Source organism: Streptomyces sp. SYP-A7185, from assembly GCF_046103685.1.
In the GTDB taxonomy this organism is placed as follows: Bacteria; Actinomycetota; Actinomycetes; order Streptomycetales; family Streptomycetaceae; genus Streptomyces.
Map to the genome: position 1 here is coordinate 5137865 of NZ_CP122310.1, position 16151 is coordinate 5154015.

A 16151-nucleotide genomic window follows, 5' to 3' on the forward strand; every position below is an offset into this window, starting at 1 on the left:
CCAGGCCAACTACCGTACGTACCAAAGCGCGATACTCGGCAAAAGCAGGAAAGGCACCCCGTGTACGAAGGCGTGGTTCAGGACCTCATCGACGAGTTGGGCAGGCTGCCCGGCGTCGGTCCCAAGAGCGCGCAGCGGATCGCCTTCCACATCCTGCAGACGGAGCCGACGGACGTACGCCGACTCGCCCACGCCCTCCTTGAGGTGAAGGACAAGGTCCGCTTCTGCGCGACCTGTGGCAACGTCGCGCAGGAAGAGCTCTGCAACATCTGCCGCGACCCGCGCCGCGACCTCAGCGTCATCTGCGTGGTCGAGGAGCCGAAGGACGTCGTGGCGATCGAGCGGACGCGCGAGTTCCGCGGGAAGTACCACGTGCTGGGCGGAGCGATCAGCCCGATCGAGGGGGTGGGCCCTGACGACCTGCGTATACGAGAACTCCTCGCGCGCCTGGCGGACGGCGCGGTCACGGAGCTGATCCTGGCCACGGACCCGAACCTGGAGGGCGAGGCGACGGCGACGTACCTCGCGCGCATGATCAAGCCCATGGGCCTGAAGGTCACCCGCCTGGCCAGCGGGCTCCCTGTCGGGGGAGATCTGGAATACGCGGACGAGGTCACCCTGGGCCGCGCCTTCGAGGGGAGACGACTCCTAGATGTCTGAGAAGCAGAAGTCCACGAATCCGGCAGCGGCTGCCTCCCCGGAGCCGTCCTCCGCCACCGATCCGGTCATCACCCCCGAGGCGACGGTGCTCCTGCACGCCTCGGCCCAGGACCCGGCCTCCTTCGCGGTCCAGATCTCCGACCAGATCGAGAGCTTCATCGTCGCGGTGACGGAGGTCGCGAAGGGCGACGAGCCGGACTCGGCCGTCCCCTTCCTGCTCCTGGAGGTCTCCCAACTCCTCCTGGCCGGCGGCCGCCTGGGCGCGCACGAGGACATCCTCCCCGACGAGCGCTACGAACCGGACCTCGGTCCGGAGCGCGACGTCGACGACCTGCGCGAGCGCCTGGCCGCCATGCTGGAGCCGATCGACGTCTACTCCGAGGTCTTCGACCCGTACGAGCCCCGCAAGGCCCCGGTCGCCTGCCGGATCTCGGACGACCTGGCGGACGTCGTCGCCGACCTCTCCCACGGCCTCGCCCACTACCGCGCGGGCCGCACGACAGAGGCCCTGTGGTGGTGGCAGTTCTCGTACTTCTCGAACTGGGGCTCCACGGCCTCGGGCGCCCTGCGCGCCCTCCAGTCCCTGGTGGCGCACGTCCGCCTGAACCAGCCCCTGGAGGACCTCGACGGCCTGGACACCGACGAGGACCTGGCCGACGACGCCCTCGCGGAAGCGGCGGGCAAGGTCATGGCCGAAGAGATCGCCGGGCCCCTGGGCCTCCGCTCGGTCCAGTAACGAACCACCCACCCGCACCCCGCGCCCCGCCACCCGCGCCCCGCGGCGCGGCGCGGGTGGCGCCTCCCGTTCCCGCCCCCAGCCTCCACCCCCAGAACCTCCGCCACCGGAGCCTCCACCACGGGGCCCGAACGCACCGTCCAGAGCCTCCGCCACCCGGCCCGAACGCACCGTCCAGAACAGCGCACCCCCAGCGCCGTCTGCGCCCCCGAACCACGTGCGCTGATCAGACCCCCCGGGGCCGCGCGTTCTGATCAAGCCCCGGGCCACCTGCGCTGATCAAGCCCCCGGGCCACCTGCGTTGCCCCCAGCCCCAGGCCCCGCCTAAGCCCCCGCGCCGCCGCCCCCGCGGCCAGTGTCGCTCGGGCGGAGTTTCTGCCATAGGGACCAGGTCGTCGTGGCCCAGGCCCAGCCGCCGGCGATCAGCACCAGCGCCTTCGCCCAGAACCAGAGGGACGTCGGCTCCGGGGTGGCCAGCAGGTCTATGCCCCACCACAGGAGCCCGCCGGTGAACAGGACCGTGGGTATCACCTCGGCCCGGGCCGCGCGCCGCGTCTTCCCCGGCCCCTCGCCGAGCCGCAGCGCATAGACCTCGACGTCCCCGAACTCGCCCACGGCACTGCCGCCCGAGGCGGCGAGATGGTCCCGTGCCTCGGCCACGCAGCGCCGGGCACTCTCCGCCGACATCCCGTGCCGCCCCCGCAGCAGCGCGAACAGCCGCGCGAGCCAGGCCTCGTCCCCTGCGGCACCTTCCCGGTCACCCCGTATCCCTTCGGCGGACACGCCCCGCCCACGGAACCATCGGCCGACGGCCGTGGGAGGAATCCGCCACCCCAGCACCCCGAGCAGCGCCCCGGCCACGAACAACGAGGGCGCCGGAACGCTCACTTGCGGCCCGCGCGGGACGGCGGTGAACAGCGCGGCGCAGACCACGACGAGCACGGCGGCACAGGCAACGACCCTCCGGCCGGCACGCAGCCGCCCGGCAGCACGCAGTTCGGGTACGACGCCGGTCACGAGCACGATCAGCACGGCGAGCAGCAGCCCGGCCCCACCGGTGGGCCAGCCGAGCCGTATCCACAGCCCGTTGGCGGCCCACAGCACCACGCCGAAGAGACCGACCTGGGCCCCGGCCAGCAGCAGGGAGCTGGTGAACCGGTCGCCGGGGGCGTACCCCTCGACGTCGACCGAGCTGCGGTGGGCCTCGTCGATCCGCTCGGCGGCCACCGTCGCGGCGTACGCCGCGGGATCGCCGAGTACCTCACGGACGGGTGCTCCCGCCTCGACGGCGGTCAGCCGGGCCTCCTCAAGGACCTGCTCTGCGAGTCCCTCGGGCGGATTGTGTTCCACGGCCAGTGCGAGCTCGAACTCCGCGGCCCACCGCACGTCGTCGCCGCTCGGCCAGCCCGCGTTCCGCTCCACGTTTTCTACGTTCTCGGTGCTCGTCATCAACTTCCCCCAGTCCCGGTCAATCCGCCGCGTCAGCCGTGTTCAGCCGTGGCGGCGGTGTCAGCGGTGTCAGCGGTCTCAGCAGTGGCCGTGTCCGCCACATCCGCCGTGCTCGCCCTGTCGCCCTCGGCCAAGGCCGTCACCACGCCGTCGAAGTCCCGCCAGGCGCTGTACTCGACGGCCAGCCGCGTGCGTCCCGCTTCGGTGAGGCTGTAGTACTTCCGGCCCGGCCCGCCCTCGCCCGCGCTCCAGCGGATGTCGACAGCGCCTTCCTCTTCCAGCCTGGTCAGGGCCGGATAGAGCGTCGCCGGCTTGGCGTTCGACAGCCCGGCCGCGCTCAGCTCCTGCAGCAGCGCGTACCCATAGCTCTCGCCCCGCTCCAACATCCCGAGCAGGCACAACGGCAACGCCGCACGCAGCCACGCGGAGCTGAATTCCGTCATGTCCGTCCGCCTCCCCGACTAGTTCAGATTTCAGAATAGTCGAAGTCTCGGACATCCACCAGACCCACCCGGCGGCCAGACTCCGACCGGGACCACCCCGGCCAGACCCACCCGGCCAGACCCCGTCCGGACCCACCCGGCTGGACCCACCCGACCAGACCCAAGGCCGCGTCACCGTCCTGTGACCCGCCCCACTTTCGGAGTGCTCCACTCCCCAGCGGGCATGTGCCAAGCCGAGCGGTCGAAACGTACGTCCCGGTGAGCGGGCGCGTATGCCGGTGGGTGATCACTTGGTGGGCGGGACATCTCACCATGCGATATTCGCGCGGCGAATTTCGGCCGCTCGTTAGACTGAGCCGACCGCAGCAGTGCGGTAAGAGACGGACTGAGCGAGGAGCGCACGTGAGCCTTGTCGTGCAGAAGTACGGAGGCTCCTCCGTAGCCGATGCCGAGGGCATCAAGCGGGTCGCCAAGAGGATTGTCGACGCCAAGAAGAACGGCCATCAGGTCGTTGTCGTGGTGTCCGCCATGGGTGACACGACGGATGAGTTGATCGATCTTGCCGGGCAGGTATCCCCGATCCCTGCCGGGCGTGAATTCGACATGCTGCTGACCGCCGGGGAGCGGATCTCCATGGCCCTCCTGGCCATGGCGATCAAAAACCTGGGTCACGCGGCCCAGTCGTTCACGGGCAGCCAGGCCGGTGTCATCACCGACTCCGTCCACAACAAAGCGCGGATCATCGATGTCACGCCGGGCCGCATCCGGGCCTCGATCGACGAGGGCAACATCGCCATCGTCGCCGGGTTCCAGGGCGTCAGCCAGGAAGGCAAGAACATCACCACGCTCGGCCGTGGTGGATCCGACACGACCGCTGTCGCCCTCGCGGCCGCGCTCGACGCGGAGGTCTGCGAGATCTACACGGACGTGGACGGCGTTTTCACCGCCGACCCCCGTGTGGTCAAGAAGGCCCAGAAGATCGACTGGATCTCGTTCGAGGACATGCTGGAGCTCGCGAGCTCCGGGTCCAAGGTGCTCCTCCACCGCTGTGTGGAGTACGCCCGCCGATACAACATCCCGATCCACGTGCGCTCGTCCTTCTCGGGACTCCAGGGCACATGGGTCAGCAACGAACCGCAAGGGGACCGCAAGGTGGAGCAGGCCATCATCTCCGGTGTCGCGCACGACACCTCGGAGGCCAAGATCACGGTCGTCGGCGTGCCGGACAAGCCCGGTGAGGCCGCCTCGATCTTCCGTGCCATCGCGGACTCCGGCGTCAACATCGACATGATCGTCCAGAACGTCTCGGCCGCTTCGACCGGACTGACGGACATCTCGTTCACGCTGCCCAAGGCCGAGGGCCGCAAGGCGATCGACGCGCTGGAGAAGACGCGCTCGGCGATCGGCTTCGACTCCCTGCGCTACGACGACCAGATCGCCAAGATCTCGCTGGTCGGCGCGGGCATGAAGACGAACCCCGGCGTCACCGCCGCCTTCTTCGAGGCGCTCAGCGACGCGGGCGTGAACATCGAACTGATCTCGACCTCCGAGATCCGCATCTCGGTCGTGACCCGCGCCGATGACGCGAACGAGTCCGTCCGCGCCGTGCACACCGCCTTCGGCCTCGACTCCGACACGGACGAGGCCGTGGTCTATGGAGGCACCGGACGATGACCGGAAAGCCGACGCTCGCGGTCGTCGGGGCGACCGGGGCCGTCGGCGCGGTCATGCTCCAGATCCTGTCGCAGCACGCCGACATATGGGGCGAGATCCGACTCGTGGCCTCACCGCGCTCGGCCGGCAAGAAGCTGGCCGTGCGCGGTGAGGAGGTCGAGGTCGTCGCGCTGAGCGAAGAGGCCTTCGACGGCGTCGACGTGGCGATGTTCGACGTGCCCGACGAGGTGAGCGCGCAGTGGGCTCCCGTGGCGGCGTCCAAGGACGTCGTCGTCGTGGACAACTCCGCCGCCTTCCGGATGGACCCGGACGTGCCGCTGGTCGTCCCCGAGGTCAATCCGCACGCCGCGCGCGTACGCCCGCGTGGCATCGTCGCCAACCCGAACTGCACGGCTCTGTCGATGATCGTGGCCATCGGCGCGCTGCACGCCGAGTTCGGGCTGCGCGAGCTGATCGTCTCCTCGTACCAGGCGGTGAGCGGTGCCGGTCGCGACGGCGTCGACACGCTGCGCCGCCAGATGAAGCTGGTCGCAGGGTCGGAGCTCGGCACCAGCCCCGGTGACGTACGGCGTGCCGTCGGGGACGACACCGGGCCCTTCCCTGAGCCCGTGGCGCTGAACGTGGTGCCGTGGGCCGGGACGCTGCGGGACGACGGCTGGTCGTCCGAGGAGATGAAGGTGCGGGACGAGTCCCGCAAGATCCTCGGCCTGCCCGGTCTGAAGGTCGCGGTCACCTGCGTACGCGTACCGGTCGTGACCACGCACTCGGTGACCGTGCACGCCCGCTTCGAGGACGAGGTCACGGTGGACCGCGCGCGCGAGATCCTGGCCACCGCCCCGGGTGTCGTGCTGTTCGACGATCCGGCCGCCGGGGAGTTCCCGACCCCCGCCGACGTGGTCGGTACCGACCCCACGTGGGTGGGCCGGGTGCGGCGCGCGCTGGACGATCCGACCGCCCTTGAGCTCTTCGTGTGCGGGGACAACCTGCGCAAGGGAGCCGCGCTGAACACCGTCCAGATCGCGGAGCTGGTGGCGGGGGAACTCACCGGCCGCCATTCCTGAGCCGGTCCTGAGCCGGTCTTGTGTCGCCCCTGGGGGGTGCTTCTATCTGTTCGGTCAAGGTCTGTGGGTTTGGTCAGGCTGTCTGTTCGTGCCTGGGTTGGTAGTGGGTGCGGTGTTTGAGCATGGCGTGCAGGACGTCGACGCGGCGGCGTGTGAGGCAGATGAGGGCTGCGTTATGGCGCTTGTTCTCTGCTCGTTTCCTGTCGTAGTAGGCGCGGGATTCGGGAGTGCTCAGCGAGGCGAACGAGGCCAGGAACAGGGCCCGTTTGAGCGCCTTGTTGCCGCCGCGGGGCGGTCCTTCGCCCCGGATGGAGGTCCCGGATCGACGGGTGGTGGGGGTCAGTCCCGCGTAGGAGGCCAGGTGGGCGGCGGTGGGGAAGGCGCCGGCGTCGCCGATCTCGGCCAGGATGCGGGCGCCGGTCCTGACCGCGACCCCGGGCATGGAGGTCAGGACCTTTGCGAGAGGGTGGGCCTCCAGCAGGGCGGCGACGCGGCTTTCCAGGATGTCGCGGCGCTTGAGCAGGACCGCGAGGGCTTCGGCCAGGCCGGAGATGATCTCGCCGGCCGATGCCGTGCCCGGGACCTGGACGGTCTGCTCGGCCAGCGCGGCATGGATCTGATCGGCCAGCTCCCGCGGGGTGCGCATGCGCGGGGCAGCGTCGGTCATGACCTCGATGAGCTCCTGGGTGCCGGCCTGGGCCAGTGCGGCCGGGGAGCCGAACGTCTGGAGCAGGGCCAGCACGGCCGGGTGGCGCAGGCGCGGCCCCAGGATGCGTTCGAGGGCCGGATGGATCGAGGTGAGCAGGCCGCGCAGCCGGTTGGAGGTGCGGGTGGCGTCCTGGGCGAGGCCGTCGTCGTGGCCCAGGACCATGGTCAGTTCGGCCCGCACGCTCTCGTCGACGTCGATGGAATGCAGCAGGTGGGGCAGGGTGCGGGCGGCATCGGCGATGACATGGGCATCGCGGGCGTCGGTCTTGCCGGTGCCGGGGTGCAGGTCGGCCAGCCGGCGCATCGAGAGGCCGGGCAGATAGGCGACCTCGCAGCCGCAGGCGCGGGCGACGGTCACCGCCAGGGTGCCGATGGAGGCCGGCTGGTCGACCACCACCAGCACCTTCCCCTTGCGCTGGAGGCGGGTGAACAGCTCCCGCAACTGGGGCTCGCCGTTGGGCAGCGGCTTGTCGAAGGTGAGGCGGCCGTCGGCCTGCAAGGCCGTGCCGTGGTGGCTGGACTTGCCCACGTCCAGGGCACAGAACACATCGATCGACGTGAAGTCGTTGCTGGTCACCGGGTTTCCCTCCCCGGAGTCGCAACCGGTGGCCCGCCCGGGCACCGGAGATCGGCAGCTACATTACGCAGCCCTGCCTGTCGGCGGACACGCTTCCATCAGCGACCATCCGGTGCCGCCAGGACCGGCGACAGCACCCCCCGGATCATCAAGGACAGGGGCAACCAGTCATACCGGCCCCGGAGGCCACGAACCCGAACCGGGCTCTACAACGAAGGTAATGGGCCGCTTGGGAAGGTCTGGGAAGGCTTGAGAAGGTCTGGACCTGCGTGGTGGGTGGTGCGGAAAGCCGCAGAAGGGTGCACAAGGGTCCAGACGGGCGGGTGTGGCGCCCTCGGAGGGCTCCCCGGGGCGCAAGCCTTTGCAGGATCTGTGTAAGTTCTGTGTCCAACTCGGTGGCCAGGATCGCTTGAACTGGACCATTGCCGCGTTCGAAGATTCGCAATATTCGTCCCCGTCCTCTGCAACCGGCAGCCGGGCGGGGCGCGTCTTTGCGAGCGCCCTCCCGGGGGCATGACCTGAGCGCTGCGAAATTTTGGGCATAGGGGAAGAGCTGGTACGCATGGGGGCAATTGATGCATCGTCACCAACGACGACGATGCCTGCCGCAAACGCGCCGCGCGATGCGTACAACCCTCCAGGGGGTAGGCGTGTCCAACAGGCGTGGCAGAGGTACTCGATTTCACAGCGGTTCAGGCGAGGGGTGCGGTCCTTCGCCCGCCTCGCCGTCCCCGTGCGCCCGCCGGCATGCCGGTGATCGCCCCCATGCCCACCACGAGATCAGCCCGCATTCCGACGCAGCGCGAGGGCGCTGAGGAGGCAATGAGCGCGGGCACCACAGTCGACCACCTGACCGAGACGTACCGCGCCCACTACAGGTCGCTCCTCGGCCTGGCGGCGCTGCTTCTCGACGACACGGCCTCCTGCGAGGACGTCGTACAGGAGGCGTTCATCCGGGTGCACTCGGCGCGCAAACGCGTGCGGGACCCGGAGAAGACGCTCGCGTACCTGCGGCAGACCGTAGTGAACCTCTCGCGGTCCGCGCTGCGCCGCCGCATCCTCGGGCTCAAGCTCCTCTCGAAGCCGATGCCCGACATGGCGAGCGCCGAGGAGGGCGCGTACGACCTCCTTGAGCGGGACGAACTGATCAAGGCGATGCGCGGCCTCCAGCGCCGCCAGCGCGAGGTCCTGGTCCTGCGGTACTTCGCGGACATGACCGAGGCGCAGGTCGCCGAGACCCTGGGCATATCGCTCGGGTCGGTGAAGGCGTACGGCTCGCGCGGGATCGCGGCTCTGCGGGTCGCCATGGAGGCACCGGCATGAGCAAGCACGAGTACGGGCGCGAGCATCACGAGAGCGCCGAGTTTGAGCGGCATGCTGGGGACGGAACTGTGAATCACGCCGAGGGTGTCGAGCCCACCGCGTCCGAGAGCGGGTCCGGGTCATCCGAGAGCGGGGCCGCCGGGGCGGAGGTTTCCGGCACGAAGAGCGCCGGGGTCGAGAGTGCCGGGGCCGAGAGTGCCGGGGCCGAGGGGTCCCGGACGGAAGGTGCTGGGCCGGAGGGTTCCGGGACGGAGGGTTCCGGGACGGAAGGTGTTGGGGCCGAAGGTGCTGGGCCGGAGGGTTCCGGGCCGGAAGGTGTTGTGCCGGAAGGTTCCAAGGCTGAGGGCGGCTCCGGCGTGAAGGCCGGGGCTGTGCCCGCGAGCTCCGGGATCAGCTCCCTCTTCGGCGGCCAGGACGGCTCCGATGCCGATGCGAACGCCGACGCCGACGCGAACGCCGACGCCGACGAGCTGGCCCTGCGCAGGCTGATGCGCTCGGCCGTCCAGGAGATCGAGCCGGGGGACCACGCCCTGGAGCGCCTGCGGCACGCGGTTCCGGCGCGCAGGCAGCGCAAGCGCCAGGCTGTGGTCGGCATGGCTGCCGCCGCGCTCTTCATCGGCACCGCCATCCCCGCTCTCGTGCACGTCACGAACTCCGGCGGCGGCTCTGACGACCGGCCCTCGATCGCGGGCAACAGCGAGCAGACCCAGGGCGGATCGAGCCAGGGCAAGGGCCCCGACGGCGGTGAGAAGGGCAAGAACAGCGGTTCCGGCCCCTCCAAGTCGAAGGACAAGAAAGACAAGAAGGACAAGAAGGGCGACAAGGGGAAGGGCGAGGCCAGCAGCGGTGCGACCGGCGGTCCCGACCCGGCGGGTACGGCATCAGCCGACTCGCCCGCCTGCACGGTGGACCAGCTCGGCAACGCCAGCGGTAGCACGGGCGGCGCGGAGGCCGACGGCAAGGTGTACGGCACCTTCCGCATCGCCAACGTCTCCGGCAGCAGCTGTACGGTCACCTCGCCCGGCGGCGTGAGCACGGCCGCGGCGGGTGCGGCCGACCCCGCGAAGATCGTCGTCACCGACCACGTGGCGGGCGACGCGGCGACGGGCCTTCCGGACCCGTCGCAGGCCCTCAGCTCGCTGGTCCTCCAGCCGGGCGCCGCGTACGAGGTGAAGTTCGCCTGGGTGCCCACGGAAGCGTGCCCGACGGACAGCGGTGAACCGTCGCCCGACCCGAGCCCCACCGAGGGCGGCGGCTCCGAGAGCGGCTCGCCGGGCGGCGTGGAGCCCCAGATGGTCCGCGAGGACGGCGGCGTACTGGACGGCAGCGTCACGGTCTCCCTGACCGCCTCCCAGGGCTCACCCGCGGCGGGCGCGACGATCGCCAACGCGTGCGCGGGGACGGTGTACCGGACGGGAATGCTGTCGGCTTCGTAGGCGAGGCGGGCGTCGTCAGCGATGTGGGCGCCGTAGGCAGCGCCAGCAGTACGAACCAAACGAGACGGGCCGGATCCTTCTGGGGATCCGGCCCGTTCGACGTCGGGTGCAGCTCGGGTGCAGCTCGGGTGCAGCTCGGGTGCAGCTCGGGTGGGCTGGGGCGGCCGGAAGTGAGGACGGCCCGGGGGAGTGACGGTGGCCCGGGAGAAAGACGGCGGCTTGGGGGAGTGACCGTGGCTCGGAGTGGGCGGTGGCCCGGGGAAGTGACGGTCGCCCGGGCAGGGCCTCAGCCCGCGCGGACCCCGGCTGCCCTGGCCCCGTCAGCCGTGGCGGAATCCTCCGGCAGGAGCCCCAGCTCGGCGTCGCGCGCGAACTCCCGCTCCCGGCGGAACAACCGGAACCACATGAAGACGACGAACCCCGCGAACACGAACCACTCCCCGGTGTAACCGAGGTTCTGGAAGGCCTTGAGGTCGAGCCCGGAGTTCTCCGGCGCCGCCGCCGGCACCGCCTTCATCCCGGAGTCGCCCTTCTCCAGGGTGACCCAGGCGTCGTAGACATCGCCCTCGACCAGGTTCACCAGCGAGGCCGCGCTGATGGCGCCCAGCTGCCCGTCCGGCAGCCCTCCGGTGGCGCTGACCCCGTTCGAACCAGGGCTCTCGGAAGCCTGGAGCGCGCCCTTCACGGTGACCTCGCCGGTGGGCGCGGCGGGAGCCTTGGCCGCACTCGCGTCCCCGGGGAGCCAGCCGCGTACGACGGGCAGGTCCTTGCCGTCGCCGGTGCGCAGCAGGGTCAGGACGTAGTAGCCGGACTTGTCGTCCAACTCCCGGTCGGGCACCAGCAATTGCTTGCCGTACCGCCCTTTGGCCGACACGAGTTCCCCGGACGTCTCCTTGTCCACGGGGAGCATCGAGTCCAGCGGCCGGGGCTTCTCCTGCGCCCGCGTGGGCGACGCCTGCCGGTCCGCCTGCTCCTGAGCGGCGTCATGCGCCTCGACGCGGTCCTCGAACCGCCCCAGCTGCCATGACCCCATGAAGATGCAGACGGGGATGGCCAGCAGTACGAAGACGTTGATCCCCCACCATCGGGGCGTCAGCAGGAACCGGTACACACCCCCACGGTACGGGGGCGCCCGGCGGAGAGGCCTCGCGGGGTTCGCGAAACCAGCGGGGCCGGGAGGCGAGGGGGGAGATGCCACAACCGCAGCCCCACCCCCCCCACACACACCCACGCCTCCCCCCGCCCCGGCCCCTCTCGCCTACCGAAGGTGCCGCGCGGCGAAGTCCAGTTCCAACCGCACCTGCTTGATCCGCTCGTCCACGACCAGCGAGCCGTGCCCCGCGTCGTACCGGTACACCTCGTGCACCGCGTCCCGCGCCTTGAGCCGGTCCACGTAGTTCTCGACCTGGCGGATCGGGCAGCGCGGGTCGTTCACGCCCGCGGAGATGTAGACCGGGGCCTTCACCGCGTCCACGTACGTCAGCGGGGACGACGCCTCGAAGCGCTCGGGAACCTCCTCGGGCGTACCGCCGAGCAGCGTGCGGTCCATGGCCTTCAGGGCTTCCATCTCGTCGTGGTACGCCGTCACGTAGTCCGCGACCGGGACGGCCGCCAGGCCCACCGCCCAGGAGTCCGGCTGCGTGCCGACGCCGAGGAGCGTGAGGTACCCGCCCCAGGAGCCGCCGGCCAGGACGATGCGGTCCGGGTCCGCGAGGCCCGACGTCACGGCCCACTCCCGTACCGCCGCGATGTCCTCCAGCTCGATCAGGCCGACCCGGTGCTTGAGGGCGTCCGTCCACTCACGGCCGTACCCCGTCGAGCCGCGGTAGTTGACGCGCACCACCGCGTACCCGTGGTCCACCCAGGCCGCCGGGCCCGCGGCGAACGCGTCGCTGTCGTGCCACGTCGGCCCGCCGTGGATCTCGAAAATGGTCGGGAGGGGGCCACTCGCGCCGGCAGGCTTCTGCACGAGGGCGTGGACCCGGCCGCCGGGGCCCTCCACCCACACGTCCTCCACCGGGACGGACGCCGGAGCCTTCATGCCCGGCGGGTCCAGCACGACTCCGCCGGACGTCGAGCGCACGACCGGCGGCTCGGCGGCCGACGACCACAAGTACTCCACGCTGCCGTCCGGCCGTGCCGTCGCCCCCGACACCGACCCCGCGGGCGTCTCGACCTCGATCAGCTCACTGGAGGCGAACACGTACCGGAACAGCTCGCTGCGGGCTTCGAAGCTGTGCGCGACGAGCAGGGCGGAGCCGTCCGGATACCACTCGGCGCTCACGTCACCCGGCAGGTCGAGCACGAGCTCCGTCTCCTCGCCCGACGCGACGTCCCACACCATCGGCTCCCAGCGGCCGCGCCGCTGATGCCCGACGAGCAGCCGCGTGTCCCCGCCGACCGGCGCGAAACCGAGGACCTCAAGGCCCAGCTCGACCGTGCCGCCCTTGGTGTCGTCGAGCTCGGCGACCGTGGAACCGTCCGGCCTGATCACCCGGAGGGTGGAGTGCATCGCATCGCCGTGCTCCGTGTGCTCGACGGCGATCAGCGAACCGTCGTGGGAGAGGTCGCCGACGCCCGCGGACTCGCGGTGGCGGTAGATCTCGACGGGGTCGGCGCCCGGCGCGCGTACGACGTGGATCGTCGAGCCGTCGTCGTCCGTCGAGCGGCCGACGACGGCCATCCGCCCGTCCCGCGCGAGCGCGAGACCCGACGGATACGACGCCTCGAGACCCGGCACCGCGGGCTCGTCGGTGCCGCCGCCCGCGAACGGCTGGCGCATCCACACGCCGAACTCGTCGCCGTCCGTGTCGTTGAACCACCAGATCCACTCGCCGTCCGGCGAGAGGATCCCGTCCGTCGTGCCGTTCGGCCGGTCCGTCACCTGGCGCTGCTCGCCGCTCGCGCGGTCCCACGCGTACAGCTCGTACGTCCCCGTCGCGTTCGACACGAACAAGGAGCGGTCAGGGGCGTCCTCGGCCCAGTCGGGCAGGGACACGCGCGGCGCCCGGAACCGCTTCTCCCAGTCCGCCATCTCCGCGCCGCCCGCGCTCGCGCCCGTCCCCGCGCCCGTCCTCGCCTCTGCTGCGTTCTCCGCGTCCCCCGCGTTTCCCGCGCCGTTCCCTGCACCCGCACCCAAGTCGCTCATGGACCCCATAGTGCACGTCCACGCCGACAATCCGCTGGCGAGGGTCCCCAGCCTGTGGATAACTTTCTTGAATGTACTCACCGACCCCGTCCGACTGGCGCGAGGCCAACCGAAGACGCTGGGACGAGCGCGTCCCCCTCCACCTCGCCAGCGACTACTACGACCTCGAAGCCTTCCGCGCCGGCAAGGACCCGCTGCGCGACTTCGAGCTCGCCGAGGTCGGCGACGTCACCGGGCGCTCGCTGCTCCACCTCCAGTGCCACATCGGCCTGGACACCCTCTCCTGGGCCCGGCACGGGGCCTCCCGCGTGGTCGGCCTCGACTTCTCCGAACCCGCCGTGGAGGCGGCGCGCGACCTCGCCGCCGAGCTCGGCCTCAGCGCCGACCAGGCGTCCTTCGTGGCCGCGGACGTGTACGACGCCGCAGAGGCGGTGCCCGACTCCTCGTACGACATCGTCTACACCGGGGTGGGCGCCCTGTGCTGGCTCCCCGACATCCAGCGGTGGGCCGAGACCGCGGCCGCGCTCGTCGCGCCCGGCGGCTTCCTCTACCTCTCCGAGTTCCATCCGCTGGCGGACATCCTGGACGACGCGACGGGCTCAAAGATCGAGTACGACTACTTCGCCCGCGACGCCTGGATCGAGGACACCCCCGGCGGTTACGCGGACATGACCACCCCCACGGTCCACAACCGCACGGTGGAGTGGCAGCACCCGGTGGGCGAGGTCGTCTCGGCCCTGGCGGCGGCGGGCCTGCGGATCGACTTCCTCCACGAGCACGACACGACGCTCTTCGAGCGCTTCGGCACCCTCGAACGCAGCGGCGACACCTACCGCTTCCCGACGGCCCGGCCCCGGATCCCCCTCATGTACTCCCTACGGGCAAGCAAGCCCCGCAAGACGAAGCCGTAAGAGAACGCGAGCCAGACGGACGCCTTAAAAGGGAGACGAGACCGCCCCACAAGCCGAAGACAACCCGCCCTACGAGGTGAGGACGCCCCAAAGCCGAGGACGCCCCACGAGCCGAGGACGCCCCAGAAGGCGAGCCGGGGAACGCCACAAGCCGCCGCCGCTCCCCGGCCGACTCCTCGCCTAGCCGACGCCGACACTGCCGCCGACCGGCCGCATCCACCCCTCCCACACCAGCCCCTCGGGCGGTGACGCCGCGGCCTCGCCCTCCCCGCGGCGGGGCGGCGCGGTCGAGCCGGGCCCGGCCGGATCGAACTCGCCGAGCTTGGTCCACCCCCAGGACCGCAGGACCTCACGCCCCAGGTCGTCGTCCCGTTTGATGACGGCGACGACGAGATCCGTGGCGTGCCGGACGAGCAGCAACGTACGCAGACGGTCGGACACCCCCTGGCGCCGATAGGCGGGCAGCACCATCAGCTCGGTGAGGATGAAGACACGGCCCGCCGCCGTACTCTCCTCGACCTCCGGCGGCAGCACCCCGCGGAACCCCTCCCACCAGTCGCCGGTACGCGCCGCGCGGTAGCCGTAGAGGCAGCCGACCAGCCCCGCCGCGCCGGCGACGACCATGTCGAAGTCGAGCCGCTGCACGGTGCTTTCGAAAACACGCAGAAAACCCTGCCGGTCCCGGTACTCGGCGCCGGCGTCTCCTTCGTAGGCCTCGACATAGAGGTCGGCGACCGCCTCCCGCTGCTGCTCCGCCTGCCACCGCGTCAGCCGCCGCAAGAACACCTCAGCCATCAGTTCCTCCACCCGCCCCCGCCGAGAAAGGCGCCAGCCCCCTCGGTACCCATGGACTCCGCATGGTGGCACCACGAAAGGGCGAGCGGAACGGGGCACGACATCCCTGGCCAAAGTCTTGACCCTGCTCCCGCCCCACCGCCGCGAAGCCCAACTTCCCCTGACAGTAGGGTCACCCGAGGTGCGAAACGAGTGACGGGGGAGCGATGTCCGGACAGCTGTTCACGTTGATAGGGGTACTTGTCGGCGCGGCGGCGTCCTATGTGGGCGGGGCCCTCATGGAGAGATCGCGCTGGCGCCGCCAACTCTCCACGCGCTGGGACGAACGCCGCCTGGAGGCCTACCTCCGATACGCCGACGCGATCAAGAGGTTCACTTCCTTGGCAGGGCGGCTGGCGGCAAACAGAGGGCTGTTCGACCTCCCTCAACCCCTGGAGCAGGAGGCCGGTCTGACGATGCTGGCCGACGCCGAACTGGAGCGGGGTTACGCGTTCGAGGCCGTCCTCCTCATGGGAGACGCCGAAACCATCTCGGCGGCCCGAGCACTGCAACGCCACGCCTGGATCCTGGAGCAGATCGCCCGCGAGCAGCGCCCGGCGACTCCGGCGGACTGGCTTCAGGCTCTCCGTCAGTTCCAGGAGAAGCGCGACGCGTTCTACTTGGCCGCCCGAAAAAGCCTCGGTGTCACCGAGGCCTTCCGCTTCCGAACCGAAGACCCGGCCCTCGAAGAAACAGCCCCACGCCACCCGTAGACGCACAACGACGCAGCACTTGATCCCGCACAACACTGACACTCCCGAAGCCGAGTGCCCCGGGCCCTTCTGGGGAAAGATCCCCAGTGGATCGCTGAGAGTCGGAGGGGGCTGCTCATGAGCGGAACGACAGGGAAGCCGGACACGCCATCGAAGCAGGACACGCCACCGAAGCGCGTCCCCGGCCGCTTCAGCGACGATCCGCCGGACCCCCTTGCCTCGTTATTGGCCAAGATCGACAAGGGGGAACACATAGCGGCCCCGGGAGACGGCACGACCGCCGACGACCGCGACCCCACCGACGAGGAATATCGACGGTATGAACGCGACGGCCCCTATGCACAGGGCCGCCGCCGAAAGAACTGACGCAGGACGCACGCACAAGTACAGCCGAGGCACCTACGAAAACCCGTAGGTGCCTCACCGGACTACGCCCTGCGCCCCCGTACCTGGCCCCCATACGCGACCGAAGCGGCCA

General features: G+C 70.6%; 15 protein-coding genes. 9 read left to right on the forward strand and 6 right to left on the reverse strand.

Annotated elements, in window-relative coordinates:
- Nucleotides 1-60 precede the first annotated feature (60 nt).
- On the forward strand, nucleotides 61-660 hold the full coding sequence (recR, locus tag QBL25_RS22550) for a recombination mediator RecR (RefSeq protein WP_383329406.1): 600 nt from the start codon (nucleotides 61-63) through the stop codon (nucleotides 658-660).
- On the forward strand, nucleotides 653-1396 hold the full coding sequence (locus tag QBL25_RS22555; protein WP_409058829.1) for a DUF5063 domain-containing protein: 744 nt from the start codon (nucleotides 653-655) through the stop codon (nucleotides 1394-1396). The genes recR and QBL25_RS22555 overlap by 8 nt, the downstream gene beginning before the upstream one ends.
- A gap of 324 nt (nucleotides 1397-1720) precedes the next feature.
- Here QBL25_RS22555 and QBL25_RS22560 read toward each other — a convergent pair whose 3' ends face one another.
- Together QBL25_RS22560 and QBL25_RS22565 are read right to left on the reverse strand one after the other, a co-directional pair.
- Nucleotides 1721-2845 carry a hypothetical protein gene (locus tag QBL25_RS22560; RefSeq protein WP_409058830.1) on the reverse strand — a complete coding sequence of 375 codons (1125 nt, stop codon included), beginning with the start codon at nucleotides 2843-2845 and terminating at the stop codon, nucleotides 1721-1723.
- A gap of 32 nt (nucleotides 2846-2877) precedes the next feature.
- On the reverse strand, nucleotides 2878-3288 hold the full coding sequence (locus tag QBL25_RS22565) for a PadR family transcriptional regulator (RefSeq protein WP_409058831.1): 411 nt from the start codon (nucleotides 3286-3288) through the stop codon (nucleotides 2878-2880).
- Between the two features lie 402 nt (nucleotides 3289-3690).
- Here QBL25_RS22565 and QBL25_RS22570 point away from each other — a divergent pair, with 402 nt between their 5' ends.
- Both QBL25_RS22570 and QBL25_RS22575 read left to right on the forward strand, forming a co-directional pair.
- On the forward strand, nucleotides 3691-4962 hold the full coding sequence (locus tag QBL25_RS22570) for an aspartate kinase (protein WP_249588720.1): 1272 nt from the start codon (nucleotides 3691-3693) through the stop codon (nucleotides 4960-4962).
- Entirely contained in the window at nucleotides 4959-6023 is a 1065-nt protein-coding gene (locus QBL25_RS22575) for an aspartate-semialdehyde dehydrogenase (RefSeq protein WP_409058832.1), read from the forward strand. The genes QBL25_RS22570 and QBL25_RS22575 overlap by 4 nt, the downstream gene beginning before the upstream one ends.
- 73 nt (nucleotides 6024-6096) lie before the next feature.
- Here QBL25_RS22575 and QBL25_RS22580 read toward each other — a convergent pair whose 3' ends face one another.
- Complete coding sequence (locus tag QBL25_RS22580; RefSeq protein WP_409058833.1) at nucleotides 6097-7308, reverse strand: IS110 family transposase; 1212 nt, start codon at nucleotides 7306-7308, stop codon at nucleotides 6097-6099.
- A 663-nt stretch (nucleotides 7309-7971) separates the two neighbouring features.
- On the opposite strand from QBL25_RS22580, the gene QBL25_RS22585 reads away from it, so the two are divergent.
- Both QBL25_RS22585 and QBL25_RS22590 read left to right on the forward strand, forming a co-directional pair.
- On the forward strand, nucleotides 7972-8631 hold the full coding sequence (locus tag QBL25_RS22585) for a SigE family RNA polymerase sigma factor (RefSeq protein WP_409058834.1): 660 nt from the start codon (nucleotides 7972-7974) through the stop codon (nucleotides 8629-8631).
- Between the two features lie 320 nt (nucleotides 8632-8951).
- Nucleotides 8952-10067 carry a hypothetical protein gene (locus QBL25_RS22590; protein ID WP_409058835.1) on the forward strand — a complete coding sequence of 372 codons (1116 nt, stop codon included), beginning with the start codon at nucleotides 8952-8954 and terminating at the stop codon, nucleotides 10065-10067.
- Between the two features lie 286 nt (nucleotides 10068-10353).
- Here QBL25_RS22590 and QBL25_RS22595 read toward each other — a convergent pair whose 3' ends face one another.
- Together QBL25_RS22595 and QBL25_RS22600 are read right to left on the reverse strand one after the other, a co-directional pair.
- Complete coding sequence (locus QBL25_RS22595; protein ID WP_409058836.1) at nucleotides 10354-11178, reverse strand: SURF1 family protein; 825 nt, start codon at nucleotides 11176-11178, stop codon at nucleotides 10354-10356.
- A gap of 147 nt (nucleotides 11179-11325) precedes the next feature.
- On the reverse strand, nucleotides 11326-13101 hold the full coding sequence (locus QBL25_RS22600; protein WP_409062739.1) for a prolyl oligopeptidase family serine peptidase: 1776 nt from the start codon (nucleotides 13099-13101) through the stop codon (nucleotides 11326-11328).
- Between the two features lie 185 nt (nucleotides 13102-13286).
- Between QBL25_RS22600 and QBL25_RS22605 the strand changes: the two genes are divergently transcribed.
- Nucleotides 13287-14126 (forward strand): class I SAM-dependent methyltransferase, encoded by an 840-nt coding sequence (locus QBL25_RS22605; protein ID WP_409058837.1) that lies wholly within the window; start codon nucleotides 13287-13289, stop codon nucleotides 14124-14126.
- Between the two features lie 180 nt (nucleotides 14127-14306).
- Here the strand turns inward: QBL25_RS22605 and QBL25_RS22610 are convergent, their stop codons facing one another.
- The gene (locus tag QBL25_RS22610) at nucleotides 14307-14921 is read right to left on the reverse strand and encodes a hypothetical protein (protein WP_409058838.1); all 615 of its coding nucleotides are present in this window, start codon (nucleotides 14919-14921) and stop codon (nucleotides 14307-14309) included.
- A 206-nt stretch (nucleotides 14922-15127) separates the two neighbouring features.
- Here QBL25_RS22610 and QBL25_RS22615 point away from each other — a divergent pair, with 206 nt between their 5' ends.
- Nucleotides 15128-15673, forward strand: coding sequence for a hypothetical protein (locus QBL25_RS22615; protein WP_409058839.1), 546 nt, complete (start codon nucleotides 15128-15130; stop codon nucleotides 15671-15673).
- Between the two features lie 117 nt (nucleotides 15674-15790).
- Nucleotides 15791-16039, forward strand: coding sequence for a hypothetical protein (locus QBL25_RS22620; protein WP_409058840.1), 249 nt, complete (start codon nucleotides 15791-15793; stop codon nucleotides 16037-16039).
- Nucleotides 16040-16151 lie beyond the last annotated feature (112 nt).

Excerpts from the sequence above, each read along its gene's own strand:
- QBL25_RS22575 (WP_409058832.1), top strand. The coding sequence starts at position 4,959 with ATGACCGGAAAGCCGACGCTCGCGGTCGTCGGGGCGACCGGGGCCGTC.
- QBL25_RS22620 (WP_409058840.1), top strand. The coding sequence starts at position 15,791 with ATGAGCGGAACGACAGGGAAGCCGGACACGCCATCGAAGCAGGACACG.
- QBL25_RS22565 (WP_409058831.1), bottom strand. The coding sequence starts at position 3,288 with ATGACGGAATTCAGCTCCGCGTGGCTGCGTGCGGCGTTGCCGTTGTGC.
- QBL25_RS22560 (WP_409058830.1), bottom strand. The coding sequence starts at position 2,845 with ATGACGAGCACCGAGAACGTAGAAAACGTGGAGCGGAACGCGGGCTGG.
- QBL25_RS22615 (WP_409058839.1), top strand. The coding sequence starts at position 15,128 with ATGTCCGGACAGCTGTTCACGTTGATAGGGGTACTTGTCGGCGCGGCG.
- QBL25_RS22605 (WP_409058837.1), top strand. The coding sequence starts at position 13,287 with ATGTACTCACCGACCCCGTCCGACTGGCGCGAGGCCAACCGAAGACGC.
- QBL25_RS22610 (WP_409058838.1), bottom strand. The coding sequence starts at position 14,921 with ATGGCTGAGGTGTTCTTGCGGCGGCTGACGCGGTGGCAGGCGGAGCAG.
- QBL25_RS22600 (WP_409062739.1), bottom strand. The coding sequence starts at position 13,101 with ATGGCGGACTGGGAGAAGCGGTTCCGGGCGCCGCGCGTGTCCCTGCCC.
- QBL25_RS22555 (WP_409058829.1), top strand. The coding sequence starts at position 653 with ATGTCTGAGAAGCAGAAGTCCACGAATCCGGCAGCGGCTGCCTCCCCG.